Source organism: Streptomyces sp. NPDC091292 (assembly GCF_044757265.1).
In the GTDB taxonomy this organism is placed as follows: domain Bacteria; phylum Actinomycetota; class Actinomycetes; order Streptomycetales; family Streptomycetaceae; genus Streptomyces.
On record NZ_JBIVUQ010000014.1, the window covers coordinates 70,687 to 93,743 of the forward strand.

The following is a 23,057-nucleotide window of genomic DNA, read 5'->3' on the forward strand; positions in this document are numbered from 1 at the left end:
GCGCCTCACCCCTCCGCCGCCGCCGCGCACACCGCGCGCGCCACCCGTGCCACGTCGTCGTCGCCCGTCACATAGGGCGGCATCGTGTAGACGAGATCCCGGAACGGCCGCAGCCACACGCCCTCGCGCACCGCCGCCCGCGTCGCCCGCTCCATGTCCACCTCGTGGTCGAGCTGGACCACACCGATCGCCCCCAGCACCCGGACGTCCCGCACCCCGGGCAGGTCCGCCGCAGGTGCCAGACCCTCACGCAACCCCGCCCCGATCCGTTTGACCTCCGTACGCCAGTCCTGGTCGAGGAGCAGACCGAGGGACGCGCAGGCCACCGCGGCGGCCAGCGGATTTCCCATGAACGTCGGCCCGTGGGCCAGCACCGGCACCTCGCCGCGCGAGATCCCGTCGGCCACGCGCGCGGTGCACAGCGTCGCCGCCATCGTCATGTAGCCACCGGTCAGCGCCTTTCCCACGCACATCACATCCGGCGTGACCCCCGCGTGGTCCGCCGCGAACAGCTCACCCGTACGGCCGAACCCGGTCGCGATCTCGTCGAACACGAGCAGCACCCCGTGCGCGTCGCACGCCTCGCGCAGCACCCGCAGATACGCGGGGGAGTGGAACCGCATCCCGCCCGCGCCCTGCACCACCGGCTCCACGATCACCGCGGCCAGCTCGTCCGCGTGCCGCCCGATCAGCTCCCGCAGCCCGTCCGCGTACGTCTCGTCGTACTCCGTGGGCGGCGCGTCGGCGAACACCTGCCGGGGCAGGACGCCTGACCACAGCTCGTGCATGCCGCCCTCGGGGTCGCACACCGACATCGGCTGCCAGGTGTCGCCGTGGTAGCCGCCGCGCCAGGTCAGCAGCCGGTGCTTCCCGGGGCGGCCGAGCGAACGCCAGTGCTGGAGGCACATCTTGACGGCGACCTCGACCGAGACCGAACCCGAGTCGCAGAGGAAGACATGCTCCAGACCCTCGGGCGACATGTCGACAAGGAGCTTCGCGAGGCGTACGGCGGGTTCGTGCGTGAGTCCGCCGAACATCACATGGCTCATCCGGGCAAGCTGCTCGCGCACCGCGTCGTCCAGGACGGGGTGCCGGTAGCCGTGGATCGCGGACCACCACGACGACATGCCGTCCACCAGCTCGCCGCCGTCCGCGAGCCGCAGCCGGACCCCGCTCGCCGACGCGACGACGAGCGGGTCCCGCCGGCCGGGCATCGGACCGTACGGATGCCAGACGTGCCGGCGGTCCAGGGCGAGCAGTTCATCGGTGGGGAGGGCGTCAGGCATTGGGCGCGAGATCCGTTCCGGCGCCCCGGCGGCGTACCGCGACGAGGTCGGTGCGCGCCTCGGGGACCTCCGGAGCGGACTCGCCCGTACCGCAGACACCGCCACCGCCACCACCTGCGCAGCCGCCCGCGTCGGCCTGGTCGGTGGAGCCGCAGCCGCCGGCCGTCGCCGTGCGGTGCTCCGGCAGCGTCACGGTGTCCGCGCCCTCCACCTCGAAACCGGCGTCCGCGATCATCTCCAGGTCCGCCTTGCCCGCCTGGCCCTCGCTGGTGAGGTAGTCGCCGAGGAAGATCGAGTTGGCGAGGTGCAGCGCCAGCGGCTGGAGGGTGCGCAGATGGACCTCACGGCCGCCCGCGATCCTGACTTCCGCGTCCGGGCACACGAACCGGACCATCGCCAGGATCCGCAGACAGCGCTGCGGCGTGAGGTTCCACTCCTTGGCGAGCGGGGTGCCCTCGAAGGGGATGAGGAAGTTCACCGGCACCGAGTCCGGGTCCAGGTCCCGCAGCGCGAACACGACGTCGACCAGGTCCCCGTCGCTCTCGCCCATGCCCGCGATCAGCCCCGAACACGCCGAAAGCCCGGCCGCGTGCGCCCTGCGGACCGTGTCGACCCGGTCGGCGTACGTGTGCGTGGTCGTGATGTCCCCGTACGTCCCCTCGGACGTGTTGAGGTTGTGGTTGTAGGCGTCGGCGCCCGCGTCCCGCAGCCGGTCCGCCTGGCCGTCCGACAGCAGCCCGAGGCAGGCACACACCTCGACGCCCTCGTTCTGGTCCTTGATGGCCTTGATGGTGTCCGAGACCCGGTCCACGTCCCGGTCCGTGGGGCCCCGCCCGCTCGCCACCAGACAGACCCGCTTCGCACCGCCCGCGAGCCCCGCCGCCGCGGCCCGCGACGCCTCGTCGGGCTTCAGCCAGGTGTATTTGAGGATCCCCGCCGTGGAACCGAGGCGCTGGGAGCAGTACGAGCAGTCCTCGGGGCAGAGGCCGGACTTGAGGTTGACCAGATAGTTGAGTTTCACCCGCCGCCCGAACCAGTGCCGGCGCACCTTCCCGGCCGCGGCCACCACATCGAGCACGTCGTCGTCGGACGTGGCCAGCACGGCCAGCGCCTCGTCGCGGGTCGGCAGCTCACGCCGAAGCCCCTTGTCCACCAGCGTGTTCAACAGGTTCATGGGGCAGATCTTGACGTACGCCACCTCTCCCGGCCAGGGAGACATCGCACAACACTGCCCGGTCAAGGTGTGGGTATTGCCACATCCTGGGTGGGCGGCGCGACCGCTAGGGCCTGTCGTCAAATTCCCGGTGTTCGCCCGGTAGGGCGGGCCGTGCGGCGTCTGGTGCGTGCGATCGCAAGGCGCCGGAAGGTCCTCGTAGCGGGGCTACGTGGGCCTTTCGGCAACGCCGCGAGCGTGCGTGCCAGACGCCGCACGGCAGGCGGGAATTTGACGACAGGCCCTAGGGTCTGTGCACTGCCTACAAAACCACCCCTGGATGCCGCCTGCCCGGAACCCGGACCACCGGTCCCCGGACCGGCCGGATCCGCACACGCCGGAGGCGCGCATGGCGGCAACGCCGTTCGACTGGATCGACGCACAGGCCGCCCGGCGCCGCGCGGCCGGACTCGTCCGCACCCTGCGCTCCCGCCCCGCCGACTCACCACTCCTGGACCTCGCGAGCAACGACTACCTCGGCCTGACCCGGCATCCCGAGGTGGTGGCCGGGGCCGCCGACGCGGTCCACCGCTGGGGCGCGGGATCGACCGGCTCACGCCTGGTCACCGGTACCACCGCGCTGCACACGGAGTTCGAAGGCGAACTCGCCGCGTTCTGCGGCTTCGAGGCGGCCCTCGTGCTGTCCTCCGGATACGCGGCCAACCTCGCCGCCGTCACCACCCTCGCCCCGCACGGCTCGCTGATCGTGTCCGACGCGGGCAACCACGCCTCACTCATCGACGGCTGCCGACTCGCGCGCGGCACCACGCAGGTCGTCGCGCACGCCGACCCCGACGCCGTGCACAAGGCCCTCGCCACCCGGACGGGCGGTGCGCTGGTGGTGTCCGACGCGGTGTTCTCCGTGGACGGCGACGCGGCCCCCCTCACCGAACTCGCCGCCGTCTGCCGCCGCGCCGGAGCCGGACTGCTCCTGGACGACGCCCATGGACTCGGCGTACTCGGCACCGGCGGCCGGGGCGCGCCCCACGCGGCGGGGCTCGCGGGCGCCGACGACGTGGTCACCACCGTGACCCTGTCGAAGTCGCTCGGCAGCCAGGGCGGCGCGGTGCTCGGCCCGGCCCGCGTGATCGACCATCTCGTGAACGCGGCCCGCACCTTCATCTTCGACACCGGGCTCGCCCCGTCGGCGACGGGCGCCGCACTCGCGGCCCTGCGGCTGCTGCGCCGCGAGCCGCACCGCGCCGACCGGGCGCGCGAGGTCGCCGCCGGACTGCACGCCCGGCTCACGGCGGCGGGACTTGAGGCGGTACGGCCGGACGCCGCCGTGGTCTCCGTACGGGCGCCCTCGCCCGAGTCGGCCGTGCGCTGGGCCGCCGACTGCCGTGGAGCGGGCCTGGTGGTGGGCTGTTTCCGGCCGCCGTCCGTACCCGACGGCGTCTCGCGGCTGCGGCTGACCGCCCGCGCGGACCTGACCGACCGACAGATCGGCGAAGCCGTACGGGTGATCGTGGACACCGCGCCCCGATAGCCGCCGGGTGCGGAGGATTTCGACGCCGGGCCCGGGACCCTGGACGCCGGGCCCGGGACCCTAGCCGAGAGTGTCGACGAAGGTGCTCCACGCGGCCGGGGTGAAGAGCAGGGCCGGTCCCTGCGGGTTCTTCGAGTCGCGGACGGCGAGCAGGCCCGCCGCACGGCCGGCGCGCGGCTCGGCCGTCTCCACGCAGTTGTTCATTCCCGTGCTGCGGCTGCTGCGGCGCCAGTGGACGCCGCGCAGGGACGTGCTCCTCGGAACGGGCAGGGTGGGACGAGGCAGTGCAGACATGGTGCCTCCTTATGCGCCGGGACGGATTCCGGCGATGAAGTCCAACGAGTCCTCTGGGGAAAGGGCGTGGCTCTGCAGGGAGGTGAAGGCATCGACGTACGCCTTGAGGTCCTCTTCCCGCTCCAGATAGAGGCTATGCGTCAAGTGGTCTAGAACAATCACGTCCAGATCGGCGATGTCCGGAAAGGAGAAGACGACGAACGGGCCGGTGAGTCCGATGTGCTCCCCGGCGGCGAACGGCATCACCTGGAGCCGCACATGGGGCAGCCGCGCCGACTCGACCAGATGCGCGAGCTGACGCTCCATCACCGGGGCGCCGCCGACCGGCCGCCGCAGCACCGCCTCGTCGACCACCGCGCTCAGCTCCGGCGGCGGATCCGCGCGCAACACGTCCTGGCGCGCGAGGCGTACGTCCACCAGCGCGTCGATCTGGTCCTCCGGCACCCCCTGGACCGCCGAGCGGGTCACCGCCCGCGCGTAGTCCCGGATCTGGAGCAGCCCCGGCACCACCGACGTCTCCAGCGTCCGCATCTGGCTGGCCTGCGCCTCCAGACAGATGAAGTCCCGGTACTCGGGCGGCAGCAGCCCCCGGTAGGCGTTCCACCAGCGGCTGCCGCCGTCATCGCCGTCCCCGGCGAGCGCGACCAGCAGCTCACGCCGGCGCGGGTCGTCGACCCGGTAGGCGTCGAGCAGCAGCCGCACGTCCTCCGGCTTCACACCGCTGGTCGCCGTCTCGATCCGGCTCACCTTGGACTGGTGCCAGCCGACCAGACGCGCGGCCTGACCGCTGGTGAGCCCGGCGCCGTCGCGCAGCGTGCGCAACTCGGCGCCGAGCTTGCGGCGGCGTACCGCGGGACCGTAGTGCATGGCCGTCTCCTCCCGGCCGCGGACGGATTCACCGCCAGACGGTAGAGGACGGGTGGGGGCCGGTGGCAAATACGGGGGAAGGAGCGCCGTCAAATACGGTCGGTCGTGGCAGAGTTCACCGCTTCGAGCGACAGATATATGCACATCCTGGTGGATCGCCACGTGTGACCGGCGCGGAGATGGCAGGCTGGCGCGCAGCACCAGTCCGGGACCGCCCTCGAACCATCCGCCTCGTGTCGGAGTCCGGTCCCGGTGGGAAAGGGACGACGTCGCCATGGCTGACCACCAGGAAGCATCCGTGACCCTGCCGAGCGATCCCGCCTCGGTCCCCACGGCACGCAAGTACGTCAGCGAGGTCCTCGCCGGATGGGGCCTGCCGGGCGACGCCGAGGCGCACGACACGGTCCGGCTCATCGTGTCGGAACTGGCCACCAACGCCGTCCAGCACACCCTGGGCCAGTCGCCCACCTTCACCGTCGACATCGCGCTCGAACGCGACGAACAGTTGCGGATCGGCGTCACCGACAGCCACCCGCGCTACCCCAAGCGGCTGCCCGCCGCCGTCCAGCAGGACAACGGCCGCGGCATGGTGATCATCCGCTGTCTCACCGCGGAGTGCGGCGGCCGACTGTCCGTCAGCCCCACACCCGAGGGCGGCAAGACGGTGTGGATCGCCCTGCCGTGGACGGTTCCGGTCCAGAGCCAGAGCTGACACCGAGCCAGAGCCGACACCGGGCCGGAGCTGACACCGGGGGAGCGCGCCGCGCGGCGCGGGTCAGTTCACCCGGCCGTACCAGACGCTCTTCGTCCAGATCTTCTGGAGGCGCACCACGTCCCCGGTCTTGGGCGAGTGCCAGATACGTCCCTTCCCGGCGTAGATGCCGACGTGGTAGACGTTCCGGCCCGAGTGGAAGAACACCAGGTCCCCGGAGCGGCGGTCGCCCGCCGACACATGGCGCGTCTTGTTGTACTGCGCCGCGGCAGTGCGCGGGAGCTTCTTGCCCGCGCGCTTGAACGAGTACAGCGTCAGCCCGGAGCAGTCGAACCGGCGCGGTCCGGTCGCCCCGTACAGATAGGGGGCGCCCTTCTTGGAGGCGGCCACCTTGAGTGCCCTGTTTCCCATCGCCGCCGCCGCGGCGTCGGACGCGGCACCGGGTACCACGATGCTGCCGCCGACGGCGGCGAGCGTCAGGGCCGAAGCGGTGCCGGCCCGGGTCAGCAGCGACGGGACACGATTGAGCGCAGTCATGCGCAACCCTTCGTCAGCCGCCTGTGAAGGATGACCTGTCGGGTTCGGGCAGGCGAAGATGCCCGGCCGCTGACGCGGCTTCACCCCAAGGGCCGGTCCGGATCTCTCCGGCGGCCCGTCGTGCCTGGGTCCTCCACTCCTGCCGATCCACCTCTGTCGACCTGGCATCCGGACAGCGGCAGGACTCGGCGTCCGCCCGGACCGCCCCGCCGCTGGTGGCGGGGGCTTGTCGTCGGAAGGGATCTTCACGCATGAATGTCGGGAAATCCGAGAGTTACCGGTGGTTTGTGAGCCTCCTCACCGCTGATCCGTTCGGGTGGACAGGCCCCTTTTCGAACAGCCGACGGGACACCCGACGAACGTCGTACCAGCGGCGGAACGCATTTTTCGGGTGTCAAGGTGGCCAGGATGCGCAACTCGGCCGAGCCCCGTGACGACCACTTAATACGTCGTTCGGCGGTAGCTCTTTCGGCCCGTTTGTGCCGCGTTCCGGACGCCATGTCGGCTTCGGCGGACTCGCTCCCGGCGTGGCGGCGGACTCATTCCTTGAGTGGCGGCGGTTCACTCCTGTCCCGTCGGCACCCTCGGTATCCCCACCCGCGCCGCGCGTCGCTCGCCGTCGAGGGTGCGCAGCGCCCGGGTCAGCGTCTCGCCGTGCACCTCGCTCTCGCCCCGCTGGTGCATCAGGACCAGCGCGTCCCGCAGCTCCTGCGCCCTGCCGACGAGCGCCTGCGCGGCACGCAGCCCCCGATAGGTGTCGCCGCCCCGCGCCGGATTGATCCGGCCCAGCAGGTCGACGACCTCCAGATAACGGTCGATCAGCTCGCCCTCGGCGCGGGTCAGCGCGGGCAGTGGCGGCAGCTCCGGCGGAAGCATCGGCGCGTCACCCCGCGTCCGGCGCGGTACGCGAGGACTTGCGGCTCGGGACGACCCGGTCGATCAGGCCGTACTCGACGGCCGCCCGCGCGTCGAGGATCGTGTCCCGTTCGATGTCGGCGCGGACCCGCTCCCGGCTCCGGCCGGTGTGCCGGACGAGCATCTCCTCCAGCAGGTCACGTGTGCGCAGCAGTTCGTCCGCCTGGATCGCCAGATCGCTCGCCTGCCCCTCGATCGGCTCCCGCAGCGACGGCTGATGGATCAGTACCCGGGAGCCCGGCAGCGCGGACCGCTTGCCCGGAGTGCCGGCGGCCAGCAGCACGGCCGCCGCCGACGCGGCCTGCCCGAGACACACCGTCTCCACGTCACAGGCGACGAACCGCATCGTGTCGTAGATCGCCGTCATCGCGCTGAACGAGCCGCCGGGGGAGTTGATGTACAGCGAGATGTCGCGGTCGGGCGCCAGATATTCGAGGTGCATGAACTGCGCCATGACGTCGTTCGCCGAGATGTCGTCGACCGGCGTGCCCAGAAAGACGATCCGCTCCTCAAGCAGCTTCGCGTACGGGTCCAGCGTGCGCTGTCCCGCGGTCGTGCGCTCCGTGAACTCGGGCAGCACATGGCGGGCGTCCGCCGACCGGTGGGACGGGTGGTGCGGACGGGACGGGCGCTTCATGGTGGTCGCCTCCTCGGAACGGGCTCTGTAAAAAATGTACAGGACGTACGCACCGGGAGAGTGGTCGATGAGATCCTCGTACGCCCGCACAATCAGCAAAACAGCAGCTCAGAGCCGTATCGCCGTTCGCTGAGGGTGAATCCGGGCCGCGCGCCACCGCCACGGCGGGACCGGCCGGTCGCCGCAGGGGCCGTCTAAGCTGGGGACCATGGCTTACGAGATTCCGGTGACGCAGGCCCGAGCCGAACTCGCGGATCTGATCAACCGTGTCGTCTACGGCGGTGAGCGCGTCGTCGTCACCCGCCACGGGAAACCCCTCGTGGCCCTGGTGTCGGCGGCCGATCTGGAGCGCCTGGAGGAGTCCGAGCAGCCTGCGGAGTCGGTGGACGAGCAGGTCGTCAGCTCGGTGTCCACGCTGCGGGCCCTGTCCTCACCGGCGGCCGAGCGCCAGCGCTTCGGCATCACGGCCGAACACCGGGGTCCCGAGGCGCGGTAACCCCCGGCCTGCACGCAGTACGTACTACGCACAGGACCGTGCGCCCCCGTCCGCTACGGCGGGGACGCACGGTCGATCTGTGTCCGGCGGTCCGGGTCGGGGCCGGTGTGGTCACGCCACGGATGCCGCCTGGTGCCGTGCGGGCGCCGGGGTCCCGTCCGGCTCGCCGCGCCGGTTCCGCCGCGCGCCGAGCAGCACCGCCGCGAGACCCAGTACGGCCCACAGGGCGAGTATCAGCGCCGGCGCCGCCGCCCGTGCCCCGTCGAAGTACGCGACCGACCGCACCAGGCTCGCCCCCGCGCCCGGCGGCAGCCACTGGCCGATCGCACCGGCCGGCTCCGGCAGCAGTTGCGGCGCCGAGGTCGCGCCGGAGAACGGGTTCCCCAGCAGCACCACGACCATGCTCCCGATCCCGATGCCCGCCGTGCCCAGGAGGGACGCGAGCCCCGCGATCGCCGCGCTCACCGCGAGGGTCGACAGGCTCAACGCCCCCGCCTCCGCCCACCAGTTGCCGGTCAGCGCGCCCAGCCAGGAGTGCGTCAGGGCGGTCGCCACGACGCCCACCAGGGCCGCCGCCGTGACGAGCGCGGCGAGCGCCCTGAGCCCGCGCAGCCCAAGCATCGTCACGATCGCGCCGGCCGCGACACCCGCGATGGCCATCGGCAGGACGCTGGCGTTGAGCACCGCCCCCCGCGGATCGGCCGCCGGGGTGGGGACCACGTCCTTCGTCACCACCGGCGTACCCTCCGGGGCCTGCGCGGCCACCGTCTGCTGGAGCAACTGCGCGACCAGCGGACTCGCGGCGGTCGCGGTCAGCACCTCGGGTCCTGTCGGTGTCACGACCACCGCGCCGTATACGGAACGGTCCTCGATCGCCTTCCGCGCGGCGGCCTCGTCCGCGTACCGGTGGACCTCGAACGCGCCCTCGTGCGCCGCCAGTTGACGCTCCAGCGGTGCCGTCGCGGCGGGGGAGCCCGCGACGCCGAGCGGCAGATCGCGCGGCGCGGTCCGCGAGGCGGGCCAGGCGAAGGCCCACAGCGCCACGGCCACGACGGTCGGTACGAGGATGATCACCGCCAGGAGCCGGCGCGCGGGCGGTGTGGGTACGGCGGACATGGGGTCCCCTCGGGGTTCGGGCTTGGGTTCGGCTTCGGGTTCGGGCTTGGGCTTGGGTCGGTAAAAAGAATGTTCGTTCGTTTTAGCTCTTCCGACTGTTGCCCCGCCGGGCCGCTCTTGTCAAGAAGGAACGTTCGTTTTACATTGATGCCATGGCTCGTGTATCCCAGGCGCACCTCGACGCCCGGCGCCGGCAGATCCTCGACGGCGCCGCCATCTGTTTCGCCCGCAACGGCTTCCACGCCACGTCCATGCAGGACGTACTCAAGGAGGTCGACCTGTCGGCCGGCGCCGTCTACCGCTACTTCAGCGGCAAGGAGGAGCTGATCGGCGCCATCGTCGCCGAGACGCTGGAGAGCGTCCGGGGCCAGTTCGAGCGGGCCGCCGAGGAGAACCCGCCGCCGCCCCCGGACATCCTGATCCCCCGGGTGCTCGGCGAAGTGCTCCGGATGAAGCCCGAGTTGTCGGCGGACGGGGACTGGCTCTTCCCCCGCCTGCTGATCCAGGCCTGGACCGAGACCCTGCGCAACGAACACCTCGCCGAGGTGATGCGCGACGGGTACCGGCAGGTGCGGGCCCTCTGGGTGCGGATCGTCGAGTCCTACCAGGAGGCCGGGATGGTGCGGGCCGACGTGCCCGCCGAGAGCGTCGCGCGGATCATGATCGCGGCGGCGCAGGGGTTCGCCGCGCAGCAGGCGCTGTTCGGGGCCGTGCCCCTGGAGACGCTGGGGGAGGGGCTGCGGGGCCTGATGAGCATGGGGGCACCGGCCACCGCGGTCGCCGGGACCACGGGGACCGCTGGCGGAGACTCCCGGTGACGGTCATGGGTCGGTCAAGGAATGGTTAACGTCCCCGAAACTCCGCTGAACTAGCGTGCGTACCCGTGCCACCTGGGATTTCGTAGGCGAAGCGCGTGATCATCACGTGCGTCGGTGTGTCCGTGACGGCCTGCCCGCCCCGGACGTCCCGACCGTCGCGGTGGCCGCGGCGACCGGACCCCGCACGGTCCGGAGCGAGGATCATGAGGTGGAGCCGTGCAACTGACCCCGCACGAGCAGGAGAGACTGCTCATCCATGTGGCCGCGGACGTGGCCGAGAAGCGCCGGGCCCGCGGCGTGCAGCTCAACCACCCCGAGGCGATCGCGCTGATCACCTCGCATGTGCTCGAAGGCGCCCGCGACGGCCGGACCGTCGCCGAACTCATGGCGTCGGGCCGCAAGGTCCTCACCCGCGACGACGTCATGGACGGCATCCCCGAGATGATCCACGACGTCCAGGTGGAGGCCACGTTCCCCGACGGCACGAAACTCGTCACCGTCCACGACCCGATCGTCTGACGGGGGCCGCCGCGTGATTCCCGGAGAGTTCCTGTTCGCGGACGAGCCCGTCGTCGTCAACGAGGGCCGCGAGACCACCCGCCTCACCGTGCTCAACGCCGCCGACCGGCCCGTCCAGGTCGGCTCCCACTACCACTTCGCCGAGGCCAACCCCGGGCTCGCCTTCGACCGCACGGCCGCCCACGGCAGGCGGCTCAACATCGCCGCCGGGACCGCCGTCCGCTTCGAACCCGGGATCCCCGTCGACGTCGAACTCGTCCCCCTGGCCGGCCTGCGGATCGTGCCGGGCCTGCGCGGCGAGACCGGAGGTGCCCTCGATGCCTGAACTGTCCCGTGCCGCGTACGCCGATCTGTTCGGCCCCACCACCGGCGACCGCATCCGCCTCGCCGACACCGATCTGCTGGTCGAGATCGAGGAGGACCGCTGCGGCGGCCCCGGACGCTCCGGCGACGAGTCCGTGTTCGGCGGCGGCAAGGTCATCCGCGAGTCGATGGGCCAGTCCCGCACCTCGCGGGCCCAGGGCGCCCCCGACACCGTCATCACCGGTGCCGTGATCATCGACCACTGGGGCATCGTCAAGGCCGACATCGGGATCCGGGACGGCCGGATCACCGGCATCGGCAAGTCCGGCAACCCGGACACCATGGACGGCGTACACCCCGACCTGGTCATCGGACCCGAGACCGAGGTCATCGCGGGCAACGGCAAGATCGTCACCGCCGGAGCCATCGACACCCACGTCCACTTCATCTCGCCGACCCTCGTGGACGAAGCTCTCGCGTCCGGCGTCACCACGCTCGTCGGCGGCGGCACCGGACCCGCCGAAGGCACCAAGGCCACCACCATCACGCCCGGCTCCTGGCACCTCGCCCGGATGTTCGAGGCGATGGAGTCCAGCCCCGTCAACATCGGCTTCCTCGGCAAGGGCAACACCATGTCCACCGAGTCGATGCACGCCCAACTCCGGGCCGGCGTACTCGGGTTCAAGATCCACGAGGACTGGGGCGCGACGCCCGCCGTCATCGACGCCTGCCTCGGCGTCTGCGAGGACAGCGGCGCCCAACTCGCCATCCACTCGGACACCCTCAACGAGGCGGGATTCGTCGGCGACACCTTCGCGGCCGTCGCCGGACGCACCCTGCACGCCTTCCATGTCGAGGGCGCGGGCGGCGGACACGCACCCGACATGATCACGGCCGTGTCGCTGCCCCATATGCTGCCCAGCTCCACCAACCCGACCCGCCCGCACACCGTCAACACCGTCGAGGAACACCTCGACATGCTGATGGTCTGCCACCACCTCAACGCGGCCGTGCCCGAAGACCTCGCCTTCGCCGAGTCCCGGATCCGGCCCACCACGATCGCCGCCGAGGACATCCTGCACGACCTGGGCGCCATCTCGATGATGTCGTCGGACTCCCAGGCCATGGGCCGTATCGGCGAGATCGTCCTGCGCACCTGGCAGACCGCGCACGTCATGAAGCGGCGCCGGGGCGCGCTGCCCGGCGACACCCGCGCCGACAACCACCGCGCCCGTCGCTATGTCGCCAAATACACCATCAACCCGGCCGTCGCCCAGGGCCTGGACCGCGAGATCGGCTCCGTCGAGCCCGGCAAACTCGCCGACCTCGTCCTCTGGAGCCCCGCGTTCTTCGGCGTCAAACCGCAGCTCGTCATCAAGGGCGGACAGATCGCGTACGCGCAGATGGGCGACGCCAACGCCTCCATCCCGACCCCGCAACCCGTCCTGCCGCGCCGGATGTTCGGCGCACACGGCCGCGCCCCGGCCGCGAACTCGCTGAACTTCGTCGCCCAGGCCGCACTCGACGACGGACTGCCCGAACGCCTCGGCCTCGCCCGCCGGTTCGTCCCGATCACCTCGACCCGCGGACTGACCAAGGCGGACATGCGGCAGAACGACGCGCTGCCCCGGGTCGACGTGGCGCCCGACAGCTTCGCCGTCACCATCGACGGAGAGCTGGTCGAACCGGCCCCGGCGACCGAACTGCCCCTGGCTCAGCGCTACTTCCTGTTCTGATGTCCCGCGCCGCACTGCTCGTCCTGGCCGACGGCCGCTTCCCCGCCGGTGGGCACGCCCACTCCGGCGGCGCCGAAGCGGCCGTCGCCGCCGGACGCGTCACCGACGGACCGAGCCTGGGCGACTTCTGCCGGGGGCGGCTGCACACCACCGGGCTGGTGTCCGCCGTGCTCGCCGCCGCCGCCGCGCTCGGCACCGACCCGCTCGTCCTCGACGAGGCCGCCGACGCCCGCACCCCCTCACCCGCCCTGCGCACCGCCGCCCGCCGGCTCGGCAGGCAGCTCACCCGGGCCGCCCGCGCGACCTGGCCACACCCCGAACTCGACGCACTGGCGGCGGCCCGCCCGCGCGGCGCCCATCAGCCCGTCGTGCTTGGCCTCACCGCCCGCGCGGCCGGACTCGGGCCCGATGACGCCGCGTACTGCGCCGCGTACGAGAGCGTCAGCGGGCCCGCGACCGCGACCGTACGGCTGCTCAGCCTCGACCCGTTCGACGCCACCGGCGTGCTCGCCCGGCTCGCGCCGGACATGGACCAGGTCGCACGGCGCGCCGTCGACGCGGCGCTGCGCGTGCGCGAGGAGGGCCCCGACGCGCTGCCCGCCGCGTCGGCGCCGCTCCTGGAGATCGCCGCCGAGGCCCACGCGGCCTGGCCGGTACGGCTCTTCGCGTCCTGACCCCCGCACGCCTTTTCTTTTTATGAGCCCACCCACCCTGTCTCTCACCGCACACTCCGACCTTCGCCCGCCCCGGCCTCCGCCCGCTCGACCACAAGCCGCCCCCCGATCCCGCACCCGCCCATACACCCCGCCCCCCGAAGGACCCCCTCATGCATCTCGACCACGACACCACCACCTTCCCCCAGCGCCACACCCACAGCGCCGCGCCCCTGCGCGGCGACGGCACCCGGCGTGCGCTGCGGGTCGGGCTCGGTGGGCCCGTCGGATCCGGGAAGACCGCGACCGTCGCCGCGCTCTGCAAGGAACTCCGCGACAGCCTCTCCCTCGCCGTCGTCACCAATGACATCTACACCCGCGAGGACGCCGAGTTCCTGCTCCGTGAGGCCGTGCTGCCGCCCGAGCGGATCACCGCCGTCGAGACCGGGGCCTGCCCGCACACCGCGATCCGCGACGACATCTCCGCCAACCTCGAAGCCGTCGAGGACCTGGAGGACGAGGTGGGACCACTCGACCTGATCCTCGTCGAGTCCGGCGGCGACAACCTCACGGCCACCTTCTCCAAGGGCCTGGTCGACGCGCAGATCTTCGTCATCGACGTCGCGGGCGGCGACGACATCCCCCGCAAGGGCGGTCCCGGCGTCACCACCGCCGACCTCCTCGTCGTCAACAAGACCGACCTCGCGCCGTACGTCGGCTCCGACCTGGAGCGCATGGCCGCCGACGCCAAGGCCCAGCGCGCCGGACTCCCCGTCGTCTTCCAGTCCCTGCGGACCGACGACGGCGTACGGTCCGTCGCCGACTGGGTCCGCGGACGCCTCGCCGACTGGACCACGGCATGACCTCGGCGGCGGGCGTCCGCGCCACCGCCCGGATCACCGCCGCCCCCGACGGCCGCGGTGCCACCGCGCTTCCCCTGCTCACCGGCGAGGGCCCGCTCGCCGTCCGCCGCACCCGCGCCGCCGGACCCGAGGCACGCGTCCTGCTGGTCGGCGCCATGAGCGGACCCCTCGGCGGCGACCACTTCACCGTCGACGCGGACGTACGCGGCGGAGCGCGGCTGCACATCGGGTCCGCCGCCGCGACCCTCGCCCTGCCCGGTCAGTCCAAGCAGCCCGCGCGCTACGACGTCCGCCTCACCGTCGCCGACGGCGCCTCGCTGCGCTGGCTGCCCGAACAGCTCATCTCCGCTCGCGACAGCGAACTCCACGTCACCACCCGCGCCGAACTCGCCCCCGGCGCCCGGCTCGTACTGCGCGAGGAACAGGTATTCGGCCGCAGCGGAGAGGCCCCCGGCACCCTGACCAGCCGGCTGACCGTCCGCCTCGCGGGCCGCACCCTCCTCGACCAGGAACTCGCCTGCGGACCCGGCGCACCCGGCGGCTGGGACGGACCCGCCGGACTCGCCGGCCACCGCGCCCTCGGGCAACTCGTCCTCGTACGACCGGAGTTCGCGCACGCCATGCCGGAGGCCGGGCCGCTCGGCGACCACGGAGCGGTCATGCCGCTCGCCGGGCCCGCCGTTCTGGTCACCGTCGTCGCGCCGGACGCACGGCAGGTACGGCGCGACCTCGACGCGGCGCTGCACCGGCTCGCGTGAGGCGCCGCGAACCCCACCGTTCGGCAGGCCGACATCTCCGCTCAACGGAACGTCGGTACCCGGTTATCGGATTGGTAAAGAACGCGGTCCACGCCTGTTCTCAGGGACCTCACAGCCGACAGGATCCCCGTACTGCTCGAAACTGCGTACGGGAGGTCACACTTGAGACGGACAGGACGAGCGAGACGAGTCGCCGTACTCGGCTCCGCCGGCACCCTCATCGCGGGGACGCTGATAGCCGGCGCGCTGTCCGCACCGGCGGCCAGCGCGCACTCCGACGGGCACGGCCAGGACCGCGAGGCCCTCGGCGCCGCGATCGCCGCGGCACGCGCGGAGAAGGCCGGCATCGACTGGAAGGACTGTGACGCCGACTGGGGGCTTCCCACGGGCGTCCAGTGCGGCTGGGTCACCGTTCCCCTCGACTACGCGAAGCCCTACGGCAAGCAGATCAAGCTCGCCGTCGACCGCGCGGTCAGCACCGGCACCAAGGCGGAGCGCCAGGGCGCCCTCGTCTACAACCCGGGCGGTCCCGGCGGCTCCGGCCTCCGCTTCCCGACGCGGGTCACCAACAAGGCCCCGCTGTGGGTGAAGACGTCGAAGGCGTACGACTTCGTGGGCTTCGACCCGCGCGGTGTCGGCCACTCGGCGCCCATCTCCTGCATCGACCCGCAGGAGTTCGTGAAGGCCCCCAAGGCCGACCCGGTCCCCGACAGCGAGGCCGACAAGCGCGCGCAGCGCAAGCTCGCCGCCGAGTACGCGGACGGCTGCGCCGAGCGCAGCGGCGAGATGCTGCCGCACATGACCACGCCGAACACCGCACGCGACCTCGACGTCATCCGCGCGGGCCTCGGCGAGAAGAAGCTCAACTTCCTGGGCGTCTCGTACGGCACCTACCTGGGCGCCGTCTACGGCACCCTCTTCCCGACGCACGTCCGCCGCATGATCGTGGACAGCGTGGTCAACCCGTCGCGCGACAAGATCTGGTACGAGGCCAACCTCGACCAGGACGTCGCCTTCCAGATGCGCTGGAACGACTGGACCACCTGGGTCGCCAAGAACGACGCCACCTTCCACCTGGGCACCAGCCAGGCACAGGTCGAGCAGCAGTGGCTGAAGCTGCGGGCCGCCGCGAAGAAGAGCCCCCTCGGTGGCGTGGTCGGCCCGGCCGAGCTGATCGGCTTCTTCCAGAGCGCGCCGTACTACGACTCGCAGTGGGTGCCGATCGCCTCCACGTGGAGCAAGTACGTCGCCGGTGACACGCAGCCCCTGATCGACGCCGCGTCGCCCGACATGTCGGACACCGCGGGCAACGCCTCGTCGGAGAACGGCAACGCCGTCTACACGGCCGTCGAGTGCACCGACGCCAAGTGGCCGAGCGACTGGAAGAAGTGGGACCGCGACAACACGCGGCTCCACAAGGACTACCCGTTCATGACGTGGGCCAACGCCTGGATGAACCTGCCGTGCGCGACCTGGCCGGTGAAGCAGCAGACGCCCGTGGACGTCAAGACCGGCAAGGGCCTGCCGGCCGTCCTGATCGTCCAGGCGACCCGGGACGCGGCGACGCCGTACCCCGGCGCGCTCGAACTGCACAAGCGGTTCAAGGGCTCCCGCCTGATCACCGAGAAGGACGCGGGCTCGCACGGTGTGACCAACCTGGTCAACCCGTGCATCAACGAGCGGGTGGACGCCTACCTGCTGAGCGGCGCGCTGGACAGCCGTGACGTGACGTGCGAGCCGCACGCCACGCCCAAGCCGTAGGCACCGGCAGCGACACAGGGGAGGGGCGGCCGGACCATCCGGCCGCCCCTCCTTCGCGTGCGGGTGTCCGACGCCCGCTCAGCGCCCCGCGAGCCAGGCGTCCTCCGCCGCGTAGGCGAACAGATCGCCCATCGGGTCGTAGGAGGCGGCCATCTTGGGGAACGCCTCGCGCCAGTCCCGGCCGCGCACCCGCTCGGTCAGCCAGGCCACCGTCTCCGGCAGGGCCTCGCGGTACGTGGTCACGGGCCGGTAGCCGAGTTCGCGCTCGGCGGCGGTCATGTCGTACACGATGGGATGCGCGATCCCCCACGGGCTGCCGCCGACCTCCGGCGAAGGCGGCTCCCCTTCGACGAGGACCGTCTCGGTCTCGCGGTCCATCAGCGCGTCGACGGCGGCGCCGATCTCCAGGACGGTCGGTACGTCCGGGTCGCCCGCGTTGAGCGCCCGGCTGCCGGGCCGGGCGGCGGCGAGCCGGATCAGCTCGGCGGCATTGCGCAGGCTCAGCGGATGGAACCGGCTCCGCCCGCCGTACGCGAGCACCCGCACCCCCCGGCCGTCCAGGTTCCGCTTCACGAAGTACAGCTCACGCGGGGTGCGGCAGTGCGGGCCGTGGACCGCGCCGGCGCGCAGCACCGTCGTGGGCAACCGGTCGCCCGCCGCGAGGAGTTCGTTCTCCATCTCGACTTTCCGCGTCCCATAGCTCGCGTCGCCCGGCGGGACCCTGAGCTGGGTCTCCGGGAGCGGCACCGGAAAGGCGGGGAAGCCGTCGGGCTCGTCCTGCGTGTCGAAACTGCGGCCCTGCTCGTCGGCGTAGACCGCGCCGGTGGAGATCACCACCGCCGAGCCGATCCGGTCACCGAGCCCGATGAGCTGCCGGGCGTGTCCGGCCGTGAACGCGACCATGTCCACCAGTACGTCGCAGCCGTCCCCGACGACGTCCGCCACGGCCGCGTCGTCCGTGCGGTCCAGCCGCACGGTCCGTACGTCCTCCGGCCAGTTCGGGTCTCCGCCGCCTCCCAGCGACGCCGCCGTCACCGTCCATCCGTCCTCGGCGAGCGCACGCACCGCCGCCCGCCCGATCTGTCCCGCCGCCCCGATCACCACTGCGTTCTTCATGCGGGGACCGTAGGCCGATGTCGAGCCACGGGAACAGGCAACTTAGCGGGCAGCAGATTTCGCGCCGGGCGAACCGGTTCCGGACCGCCGGACCGACGGTCTCAACTCAGCGGCAGCCGGGGGAACTTGCGGGACGAGCCGCCGGTCTCCTCGGGCTTCGCGGCCTTCGCGGCCGTCTCCTCCGCCTTCACCACCGCCGCGTACCGGTCCACGTACTCCTGGTCCGACAGCTCCAGGATCGCGTACATGATCTCGTCGGTGATCGCGCGCAGGACGACCTTCTCGTGCTCCATGCCCGCGTACCGCGAGAACTCCAGCGGCTTGCCGAAGCGGATACGGACCGGGTGGAGATTCGGCAGCACCTGACCGGGCGGCTGGGCCTCGAAGGTGCCGATCATCGCGCACGGCACCACGGGGACGCCCGCCTTGAGCGCCATCGCGGCGACCCCGACCTTCCCCTTGTACAGCCGGCCGTCGTGCGAGCGGGTGCCCTCCGGGTAGATGCCGAGGAGTTCGCCCTTGCTCAGCACCCCGACGCCCTCACGGATCGCCGCCTGCCCGGCCTCCTTGCCGGACCGGTCCACCGGGATCTGCCCGGCGCTGCGGAAGAACGCCGCCGTGAGCCGCCCCCTGATCCCGGGGCCCGTGAAGTACTCGGCCTTCGCGAGGAACGTGATGCGCCGCTTCAGGATCGCCGGCATCAGGAAGTGGTCGGAGAACGACAGATGGTTGCCCGCGACGATCGCGGCACCCGTCTCCGGCACATGCTCAAGACCCTCGATGCGGGGCCGGAACAACAGCCGCAGCAGGGGGCCGAGGAGCACGTACTTGAGGACGTAATAGAACACGGGCGGGCTCCCGACTGCGCCAGTGGGCCGAACGAACTGCGTTCTCGCAGTTCAGGGGGGTGGTTCGAAGGGGCCCAGTGTAAGCGCGGCGCGCCCACGTGTGACCACTTCTGATCGGACGGATACCAGTGACCGGCCGAACTGTCCCTGGCGCACCCCGCTCCACGTATGTACACACTGGTGGACTTCATCGCGCGAACGGGGGGACGGACGGGATGCGACGTGTCGGGGGCCGTGCGCTGGGCACGGTACTGGCCGGCCTTGCGCTGGCGGGCTGTTTCGGGCAGAGCCCGCCGATGTGGGGGGACGGCGATGCGGTGCCCCGGGAGTCCTCGCGTACCGCCCTGCCGGTGGCCCCCGCGTCGGACGGCCGCTGGGCGCTGACCGACGTCACGACACGCCTGCTCGGCCAGGGCCGCACGCTCGTACGTCTCCCGGAGAGCGGGGACGAGGAGTCCGGGAGTACGGACGGACGGGGCTGGAGCGTGACCCTGCCCGAGGAGTTCGCGCTGACGTCACGTCAGCCCGGCACACCCCACTCCGCCCTGACCTTCGGCGCGACGACCGTCCTGGTCGGCGGCGACGGCAAGGGCTCCGGGGCCACCGCCGTCGCGGGTGTCGACCTGACCTCGGGCACCCTCTCCTGGCGGCACCAACTGCCCGCGCACACAAGGGTGTTCCTGCCGCACGACACGTCCACCGCCGTGGCCGTCGCGGTCACGTGCGCCCCCGAAGCCGCCGCCGGCTGCCGCCTCACCGGCTGGAACTCATGGTCCGGCGATCGCGTCTGGACCCGCACGGTCGACGGCCCCGTCCGCGTCCTCGACTCCTGCCAGGCCGACGCGCTCGTCCGCGACAAGGACAGCGTGTACGGGTACTGCCTGCCGTACCTGGTCACCGACGACCGTGTCGGAACCGTCGGCGTCGAGGACGGCGCCGTCCGCTGGGAGCAGGGCCTGAAGCCGCCGGCCGGAACCGTCGACCGGATCGGCCGCTGGGGCGACCGCACCGTCCTGATCACCGCGCCCGCCAAGGGCACCTGCCGCACCACCGTCGTCGCGGGCCCGGCCGCCTCCGTCGACGGGGACCGGGGCCGCCGCTGGGACATCGTCTGGGACCAGCCGCAGGCGCCCCGCGACCCCACCACCGGCTGCCGCTGGGACCGCCGGATTCCGCTGGTCGAGCGGCTCGGCATGGTCCTGCCGGACAAGGAGGGCGCACGGATCATCGGGGCGGACACCGAGAACACCCCGGGCGTGCGGCTCGCGCCCGGCGAGTACCTCGTCCACGACGGCGGCAGCGACACCGAGCCGGTCGTCCGCGCCGACGGACGCGCCGACCGGCCGCTGCACGGATCCGACCCCGTACGCCCCAAGGGCCTCGGCCCCGACGCCACAGCCGTCACGGGAAACCGCTTCTGGCAGGACGGCCGCCGTCTCGTCCTGTTCGGCCATGACGACAAGGTGCTGTGGGAGACGACATCCGACTGCCGGGCGGTCGGCGGGTACGAGCACACTGCGGTCACCTACTGTGACGGCGACGAGCTGGTCAAGGTGGTACCGGCGGAACGGGACTGACCCCAGGTCCCACGGGACCGACGCGAACCCGGGACCGCCTCAGTTGCCCCGGGACACCACCATCCCGAGCGTCAGCAGGACCAGGATCACCCAGCCGAACCACAGCCAGCCGTTGCTTCCCAGCGCCACCGAGTAGGCCGTCACCGCCACCAGCCCGCCGACGGTGAGTACCCCCATGGTCTTCGTGGAACCGTGCGTGGAACCGGGCATCTGGACACCCTCCTCACGGCAGCGGGGCGCCGTCCGCCCGAGCTGCGGCCATATGTCCATCCTCACCCGGAAACGGGGCCCACCGCTAGAGAAGGCACACCAGTACCCTCACGGCGACATCCGGTGTTCTAGCGACTGCGCGCGTTCAGCGAGGCCAGATAGGCGTTGTACGCCTCCAGCTCCTTGTCCCCGTCCCGGTCGGCCGCCCGGTCCTGACGGCGCGCCTGCCGCTGGTCGGACGCGTACCACTGGAACAGCAGGGCGATCAGCACCAGGACCGACGGCACCTCGCTGAACGCCCAGGCGATACCGCCCGCGGCCGTCTGGTCGGCCAGCGCGTCGATGCCGAGCGAGGCGGGCGGGTTCTGGTAGGGGCCGATCATCGGGCCGCTCGCCATCATCAGGGCGATCCCGAAGAAGGCGTGGAAGGGCATGCCCGCGAACAGCTCCAGCATCCGCATCACATAGCCCGGCCGGTGCGGGCCCGGGTCGACGCCCATGATCGGCCAGAAGAACACCAGGCCCGTCGCGAGGAAGTGCACCATCATCGAGAGGTGCCCGACCTTGGAGCCCATCAGGAAGTCGAAGATCGGCGTGAAGTACAGGCCGTAGAGGCTGGCGATGAACAGCGGGATGGTGAACGCGGGGTGCGTGATCACCTTCAGATACCGGCTGTGCAGGAACATCAGCAGCACCTCGCGGGGCCCCTTGTGGCCGCGCGCCGCGACGGGCAGCGCCCGCAGGGCCAGCGTGATCGGCGCCCCGAGCAGCAGCAGGATCGGCGACAGCATGCTGATCACCATGTGCTGCACCATGTGCACGCTGAACATGACCATGCCGTAGTCGTTCAGCCGGGTGCACATCACCAGGACGATGGACAGCACACCGATGGTGAAGGAGATCGTCCGGCCGACCGGCCAGCGGTCACCGCGCCGGACCAGCCGCACCACACCCCACCCGTAGAGGGCGAGCGCCAGGGCGCAGCCGATGAGGAAGAACGGGTCCGTGGACCACTGGAGCCCCCGTCCCAGCGTGAACGGCGGCAGATCCATGGTCATGCCGTGCCCGCTGTGATCCATCCACCGGCTCCTGTTTCGTGCTGGTTGAACGCCGTCTGTCCGGACCAGACTAGAACCGCCCCCGGCCACCACTGCGGCCGGGGGCGGTTCCGGTACGGAACTCGGGTCAGCGGGTCACAGCACGCACTCCGCCTCGGCGTACCGCTCGTCGGGCACGGTCTTCAGCGTCTCGACGGCCTCGGCGAGCGACACCATCACGATGTCCGTGCCGCGCAGCGCCGTCATCTTGCCGAACTCGCCCCGGTGCACGGCCTCCACGGCATGCCACCCGAAGCGTGTGGCGAGCACCCGGTCGTACGCGGTGGGGGTGCCGCCGCGCTGGACGTGTCCGAGGATCACCGGACGCGCCTCCTTGCCGAGGCGTTCTTCCAGCTCAAGCGAGAGCTGCCGGGCGATGCCCGCGAACCGCTCGTGCCCGTAGACGTCCTTGCCGCCCTCGTCGAACTCCATGGAGCCCGCGGCCGGCTTGGCGCCTTCGGCGGCCACCACGATCGCGAACTTCTTGCCCGCCGAGAACCGTTCGCCGACCCGCTTCGCCAACTCCTCGATCTCGAAGGGGCGTTCCGGTACGACGATGGCGTGGGCGCCCGCCGCCATGCCGGAGTGCAGGGCGATCCAGCCGGTGTGGCGGCCCATGACCTCCACGATGAGGACCCGCTGATGCGATTCGGCGGTCGTCTTCAGCCGGTCCAGGGCCTCGGTCGCGACGCCCACGGCCGTGTCGAAGCCGAAGGTGACGTCGGTCACGGCGATGTCGTTGTCGATGGTCTTCGGCACGCCCACGATCGGCAGGCCGCTGTCGGAGAGCAGCCGGGCCGCCTTGAGGGTGCCCTCGCCGCCGATCGGGATGATCGCGTCGAGCCCCAGCTCGGCGACGTGGCCCCGGGCCCGCTCCACGCCGTCACGCAGATGTGCGGGCTGCACACGGGACGAGCCGAGGATGGTTCCGCCGCGTGCGAGGATGCCGCCGACCGCGTCCAGGTCGAGCTTGCGGTAGTCGCACTCCAGCAGGCCCTTCCAGCCGTCGTGGAAGCCGATGACCTCGTCGCCGTGGTCGACGACGGCGCGGTGGACGACCGATCGAATGACCGCGTTCAGACCGGGGCAGTCGCCGCCGGAGGTGAGGACACCAATACGCATTGCCCGGAATACCTTTGCACCGTGGACCGAGGACCGGACCACGCTGTCCGGCGGGACACGGCCACCATACCGGCGGCCCCGGTTCCGGCCCTACCAGGCGTCCGCCCACTGGAC

25 protein-coding genes and 1 riboswitch are annotated in these 23,057 nt (G+C 71.7%); of the genes, 12 read left to right on the forward strand and 13 right to left on the reverse strand.

Annotated elements, in window-relative coordinates; genetic code table 11:
- Positions 1-5: 5 nt before the first annotated feature.
- Both ACIQNU_RS30545 and bioB read right to left on the reverse strand, forming a co-directional pair.
- Complete coding sequence (locus ACIQNU_RS30545) at positions 6-1,286, reverse strand: adenosylmethionine--8-amino-7-oxononanoate transaminase (protein ID WP_401372555.1); 1,281 nt, start codon at positions 1,284-1,286, stop codon at positions 6-8.
- Positions 1,279-2,460, reverse strand: coding sequence for a biotin synthase BioB (gene bioB / locus ACIQNU_RS30550; protein WP_401372557.1), 1,182 nt, complete (start codon positions 2,458-2,460; stop codon positions 1,279-1,281). The genes ACIQNU_RS30545 and bioB overlap by 8 nt, the downstream gene beginning before the upstream one ends.
- Before the next feature lie 388 nt (positions 2,461-2,848).
- Here bioB and ACIQNU_RS30555 point away from each other — a divergent pair, with 388 nt between their 5' ends.
- Positions 2,849-3,988: an 8-amino-7-oxononanoate synthase gene (locus ACIQNU_RS30555; protein WP_401372559.1), complete on the forward strand. Its 1,140-nt coding sequence runs from the start codon at positions 2,849-2,851 to the stop codon at positions 3,986-3,988.
- Positions 3,989-4,048: 60 nt separating this feature from the next.
- Here the strand turns inward: ACIQNU_RS30555 and ACIQNU_RS30560 are convergent, their stop codons facing one another.
- Together ACIQNU_RS30560 and ACIQNU_RS30565 are read right to left on the reverse strand one after the other, a co-directional pair.
- Positions 4,049-4,282 (reverse strand): DUF397 domain-containing protein, encoded by a 234-nt coding sequence (locus ACIQNU_RS30560; protein ID WP_401372561.1) that lies wholly within the window; start codon positions 4,280-4,282, stop codon positions 4,049-4,051.
- 9 nt (positions 4,283-4,291) lie between these two features.
- Positions 4,292-5,149 (reverse strand): helix-turn-helix domain-containing protein, encoded by an 858-nt coding sequence (locus ACIQNU_RS30565; RefSeq protein ID WP_401372563.1) that lies wholly within the window; start codon positions 5,147-5,149, stop codon positions 4,292-4,294.
- 274 nt (positions 5,150-5,423) lie between these two features.
- Here ACIQNU_RS30565 and ACIQNU_RS30570 point away from each other — a divergent pair, with 274 nt between their 5' ends.
- Complete coding sequence (locus ACIQNU_RS30570; protein WP_401372565.1) at positions 5,424-5,861, forward strand: ATP-binding protein; 438 nt, start codon at positions 5,424-5,426, stop codon at positions 5,859-5,861.
- Positions 5,862-5,924: 63 nt separating this feature from the next.
- On the opposite strand, the gene ACIQNU_RS30575 is transcribed toward ACIQNU_RS30570, so the two are convergent.
- The 3 genes from ACIQNU_RS30575 to ACIQNU_RS30585 all read right to left on the reverse strand — a co-directional run bounded on the left by ACIQNU_RS30575 (position 5,925) and on the right by ACIQNU_RS30585 (position 7,950).
- Positions 5,925-6,398 carry a C40 family peptidase gene (locus ACIQNU_RS30575; protein ID WP_401372566.1) on the reverse strand — a complete coding sequence of 158 codons (474 nt, stop codon included), beginning with the start codon at positions 6,396-6,398 and terminating at the stop codon, positions 5,925-5,927.
- A gap of 3 nt (positions 6,399-6,401) precedes the next feature.
- Positions 6,402-6,575, reverse strand: a riboswitch (cyclic di-AMP (ydaO/yuaA leader).
- Positions 6,576-6,959: 384 nt separating this feature from the next.
- A complete protein-coding gene (locus ACIQNU_RS30580; protein ID WP_401372568.1) occupies positions 6,960-7,274 on the reverse strand; it encodes a hypothetical protein in 315 nt (104 codons plus the stop codon).
- A 7-nt stretch (positions 7,275-7,281) separates the two neighbouring features.
- A complete protein-coding gene (locus ACIQNU_RS30585) occupies positions 7,282-7,950 on the reverse strand; it encodes an ATP-dependent Clp protease proteolytic subunit (RefSeq protein ID WP_401372570.1) in 669 nt (222 codons plus the stop codon).
- A gap of 208 nt (positions 7,951-8,158) precedes the next feature.
- On the opposite strand from ACIQNU_RS30585, the gene ACIQNU_RS30590 reads away from it, so the two are divergent.
- A complete protein-coding gene (locus ACIQNU_RS30590; protein WP_401372572.1) occupies positions 8,159-8,446 on the forward strand; it encodes a type II toxin-antitoxin system Phd/YefM family antitoxin in 288 nt (95 codons plus the stop codon).
- Positions 8,447-8,557: 111 nt separating this feature from the next.
- Here ACIQNU_RS30590 and ACIQNU_RS30595 read toward each other — a convergent pair whose 3' ends face one another.
- The gene (locus ACIQNU_RS30595; RefSeq protein ID WP_401372574.1) at positions 8,558-9,562 is read right to left on the reverse strand and encodes an ABC transporter permease; all 1,005 of its coding nucleotides are present in this window, start codon (positions 9,560-9,562) and stop codon (positions 8,558-8,560) included.
- A gap of 152 nt (positions 9,563-9,714) precedes the next feature.
- Between ACIQNU_RS30595 and ACIQNU_RS30600 the strand changes: the two genes are divergently transcribed.
- From ACIQNU_RS30600 to ACIQNU_RS30635, 8 genes are all read left to right on the forward strand, one after another.
- Positions 9,715-10,380, forward strand: coding sequence for a TetR/AcrR family transcriptional regulator (locus ACIQNU_RS30600; RefSeq protein ID WP_401372575.1), 666 nt, complete (start codon positions 9,715-9,717; stop codon positions 10,378-10,380).
- 216 nt (positions 10,381-10,596) lie between these two features.
- Entirely contained in the window at positions 10,597-10,899 is a 303-nt protein-coding gene (locus ACIQNU_RS30605; RefSeq protein WP_401372577.1) for an urease subunit gamma, read from the forward strand.
- 13 nt (positions 10,900-10,912) lie between these two features.
- Positions 10,913-11,224 carry an urease subunit beta gene (locus tag ACIQNU_RS30610; RefSeq protein ID WP_401372579.1) on the forward strand — a complete coding sequence of 104 codons (312 nt, stop codon included), beginning with the start codon at positions 10,913-10,915 and terminating at the stop codon, positions 11,222-11,224.
- On the forward strand, positions 11,217-12,938 hold the full coding sequence (locus ACIQNU_RS30615) for an urease subunit alpha (protein WP_401372581.1): 1,722 nt from the start codon (positions 11,217-11,219) through the stop codon (positions 12,936-12,938). Before ACIQNU_RS30610 ends, ACIQNU_RS30615 begins: the two co-directional genes overlap by 8 nt.
- Complete coding sequence (locus tag ACIQNU_RS30620) at positions 12,938-13,612, forward strand: urease accessory protein UreF (RefSeq protein WP_401372583.1); 675 nt, start codon at positions 12,938-12,940, stop codon at positions 13,610-13,612. Before ACIQNU_RS30615 ends, ACIQNU_RS30620 begins: the two co-directional genes overlap by 1 nt.
- Before the next feature lie 152 nt (positions 13,613-13,764).
- A complete protein-coding gene (ureG, locus tag ACIQNU_RS30625) occupies positions 13,765-14,454 on the forward strand; it encodes an urease accessory protein UreG (protein WP_401372585.1) in 690 nt (229 codons plus the stop codon).
- On the forward strand, positions 14,451-15,212 hold the full coding sequence (locus ACIQNU_RS30630) for an urease accessory protein UreD (protein ID WP_401372586.1): 762 nt from the start codon (positions 14,451-14,453) through the stop codon (positions 15,210-15,212). The genes ureG and ACIQNU_RS30630 overlap by 4 nt, the downstream gene beginning before the upstream one ends.
- A 162-nt stretch (positions 15,213-15,374) precedes the next feature.
- Positions 15,375-16,973, forward strand: a complete 1,599-nt coding sequence (locus ACIQNU_RS30635; protein WP_401372588.1) for an alpha/beta hydrolase — start codon at positions 15,375-15,377, stop codon at positions 16,971-16,973.
- A 78-nt stretch (positions 16,974-17,051) separates the two neighbouring features.
- Here ACIQNU_RS30635 and ACIQNU_RS30640 read toward each other — a convergent pair whose 3' ends face one another.
- Positions 17,052-18,089, reverse strand: coding sequence for an NAD-dependent epimerase/dehydratase family protein (locus tag ACIQNU_RS30640; protein WP_401372590.1), 1,038 nt, complete (start codon positions 18,087-18,089; stop codon positions 17,052-17,054).
- Positions 18,090-18,190: 101 nt separating this feature from the next.
- On the reverse strand, positions 18,191-18,937 hold the full coding sequence (locus ACIQNU_RS30645; protein ID WP_401372592.1) for a lysophospholipid acyltransferase family protein: 747 nt from the start codon (positions 18,935-18,937) through the stop codon (positions 18,191-18,193).
- A gap of 215 nt (positions 18,938-19,152) precedes the next feature.
- On the opposite strand from ACIQNU_RS30645, the gene ACIQNU_RS30650 reads away from it, so the two are divergent.
- Positions 19,153-20,514 carry a hypothetical protein gene (locus ACIQNU_RS30650; RefSeq protein WP_401372594.1) on the forward strand — a complete coding sequence of 454 codons (1,362 nt, stop codon included), beginning with the start codon at positions 19,153-19,155 and terminating at the stop codon, positions 20,512-20,514.
- Positions 20,515-20,553: 39 nt separating this feature from the next.
- Here ACIQNU_RS30650 and ACIQNU_RS30655 read toward each other — a convergent pair whose 3' ends face one another.
- The 3 genes from ACIQNU_RS30655 to ACIQNU_RS30665 all read right to left on the reverse strand — a co-directional run bounded on the left by ACIQNU_RS30655 (position 20,554) and on the right by ACIQNU_RS30665 (position 22,943).
- Positions 20,554-20,724: a hypothetical protein gene (locus ACIQNU_RS30655; protein ID WP_401372596.1), complete on the reverse strand. Its 171-nt coding sequence runs from the start codon at positions 20,722-20,724 to the stop codon at positions 20,554-20,556.
- Positions 20,725-20,852: 128 nt separating this feature from the next.
- Entirely contained in the window at positions 20,853-21,803 is a 951-nt protein-coding gene (locus ACIQNU_RS30660; RefSeq protein WP_401372597.1) for a cytochrome c oxidase assembly protein, read from the reverse strand.
- A gap of 114 nt (positions 21,804-21,917) precedes the next feature.
- On the reverse strand, positions 21,918-22,943 hold the full coding sequence (locus tag ACIQNU_RS30665; RefSeq protein ID WP_401372599.1) for a 6-phosphofructokinase: 1,026 nt from the start codon (positions 22,941-22,943) through the stop codon (positions 21,918-21,920).
- Between the last annotated feature and the right edge of the window lie 114 nt (positions 22,944-23,057).

Excerpts from the sequence above, each read along its gene's own strand:
- ACIQNU_RS30655 (WP_401372596.1), bottom strand. The coding sequence starts at position 20,724 with ATGCCCGGTTCCACGCACGGTTCCACGAAGACCATGGGGGTACTCACC.
- ACIQNU_RS30620 (WP_401372583.1), top strand. The coding sequence starts at position 12,938 with ATGTCCCGCGCCGCACTGCTCGTCCTGGCCGACGGCCGCTTCCCCGCC.
- ACIQNU_RS30580 (WP_401372568.1), bottom strand. The coding sequence starts at position 7,274 with ATGCTTCCGCCGGAGCTGCCGCCACTGCCCGCGCTGACCCGCGCCGAG.
- ACIQNU_RS30595 (WP_401372574.1), bottom strand. The coding sequence starts at position 9,562 with ATGTCCGCCGTACCCACACCGCCCGCGCGCCGGCTCCTGGCGGTGATC.
- ACIQNU_RS30600 (WP_401372575.1), top strand. The coding sequence starts at position 9,715 with ATGGCTCGTGTATCCCAGGCGCACCTCGACGCCCGGCGCCGGCAGATC.
- ACIQNU_RS30575 (WP_401372566.1), bottom strand. The coding sequence starts at position 6,398 with ATGACTGCGCTCAATCGTGTCCCGTCGCTGCTGACCCGGGCCGGCACC.
- ACIQNU_RS30630 (WP_401372586.1), top strand. The coding sequence starts at position 14,451 with ATGACCTCGGCGGCGGGCGTCCGCGCCACCGCCCGGATCACCGCCGCC.
- ACIQNU_RS30545 (WP_401372555.1), bottom strand. The coding sequence starts at position 1,286 with ATGCCTGACGCCCTCCCCACCGATGAACTGCTCGCCCTGGACCGCCGG.
- ureG (WP_401372585.1), top strand. The coding sequence starts at position 13,765 with ATGCATCTCGACCACGACACCACCACCTTCCCCCAGCGCCACACCCAC.
- ACIQNU_RS30640 (WP_401372590.1), bottom strand. The coding sequence starts at position 18,089 with ATGAAGAACGCAGTGGTGATCGGGGCGGCGGGACAGATCGGGCGGGCG.
- ACIQNU_RS30615 (WP_401372581.1), top strand. The coding sequence starts at position 11,217 with ATGCCTGAACTGTCCCGTGCCGCGTACGCCGATCTGTTCGGCCCCACC.
- bioB (WP_401372557.1), bottom strand. The coding sequence starts at position 2,460 with ATGAACCTGTTGAACACGCTGGTGGACAAGGGGCTTCGGCGTGAGCTG.
- ACIQNU_RS30665 (WP_401372599.1), bottom strand. The coding sequence starts at position 22,943 with ATGCGTATTGGTGTCCTCACCTCCGGCGGCGACTGCCCCGGTCTGAAC.
- ACIQNU_RS30565 (WP_401372563.1), bottom strand. The coding sequence starts at position 5,149 with ATGCACTACGGTCCCGCGGTACGCCGCCGCAAGCTCGGCGCCGAGTTG.
- ACIQNU_RS30660 (WP_401372597.1), bottom strand. The coding sequence starts at position 21,803 with ATGGATCACAGCGGGCACGGCATGACCATGGATCTGCCGCCGTTCACG.
- ACIQNU_RS30585 (WP_401372570.1), bottom strand. The coding sequence starts at position 7,950 with ATGAAGCGCCCGTCCCGTCCGCACCACCCGTCCCACCGGTCGGCGGAC.
- ACIQNU_RS30560 (WP_401372561.1), bottom strand. The coding sequence starts at position 4,282 with ATGTCTGCACTGCCTCGTCCCACCCTGCCCGTTCCGAGGAGCACGTCC.
- ACIQNU_RS30590 (WP_401372572.1), top strand. The coding sequence starts at position 8,159 with ATGGCTTACGAGATTCCGGTGACGCAGGCCCGAGCCGAACTCGCGGAT.
- ACIQNU_RS30555 (WP_401372559.1), top strand. The coding sequence starts at position 2,849 with ATGGCGGCAACGCCGTTCGACTGGATCGACGCACAGGCCGCCCGGCGC.
- ACIQNU_RS30570 (WP_401372565.1), top strand. The coding sequence starts at position 5,424 with ATGGCTGACCACCAGGAAGCATCCGTGACCCTGCCGAGCGATCCCGCC.
- ACIQNU_RS30650 (WP_401372594.1), top strand. The coding sequence starts at position 19,153 with ATGCGACGTGTCGGGGGCCGTGCGCTGGGCACGGTACTGGCCGGCCTT.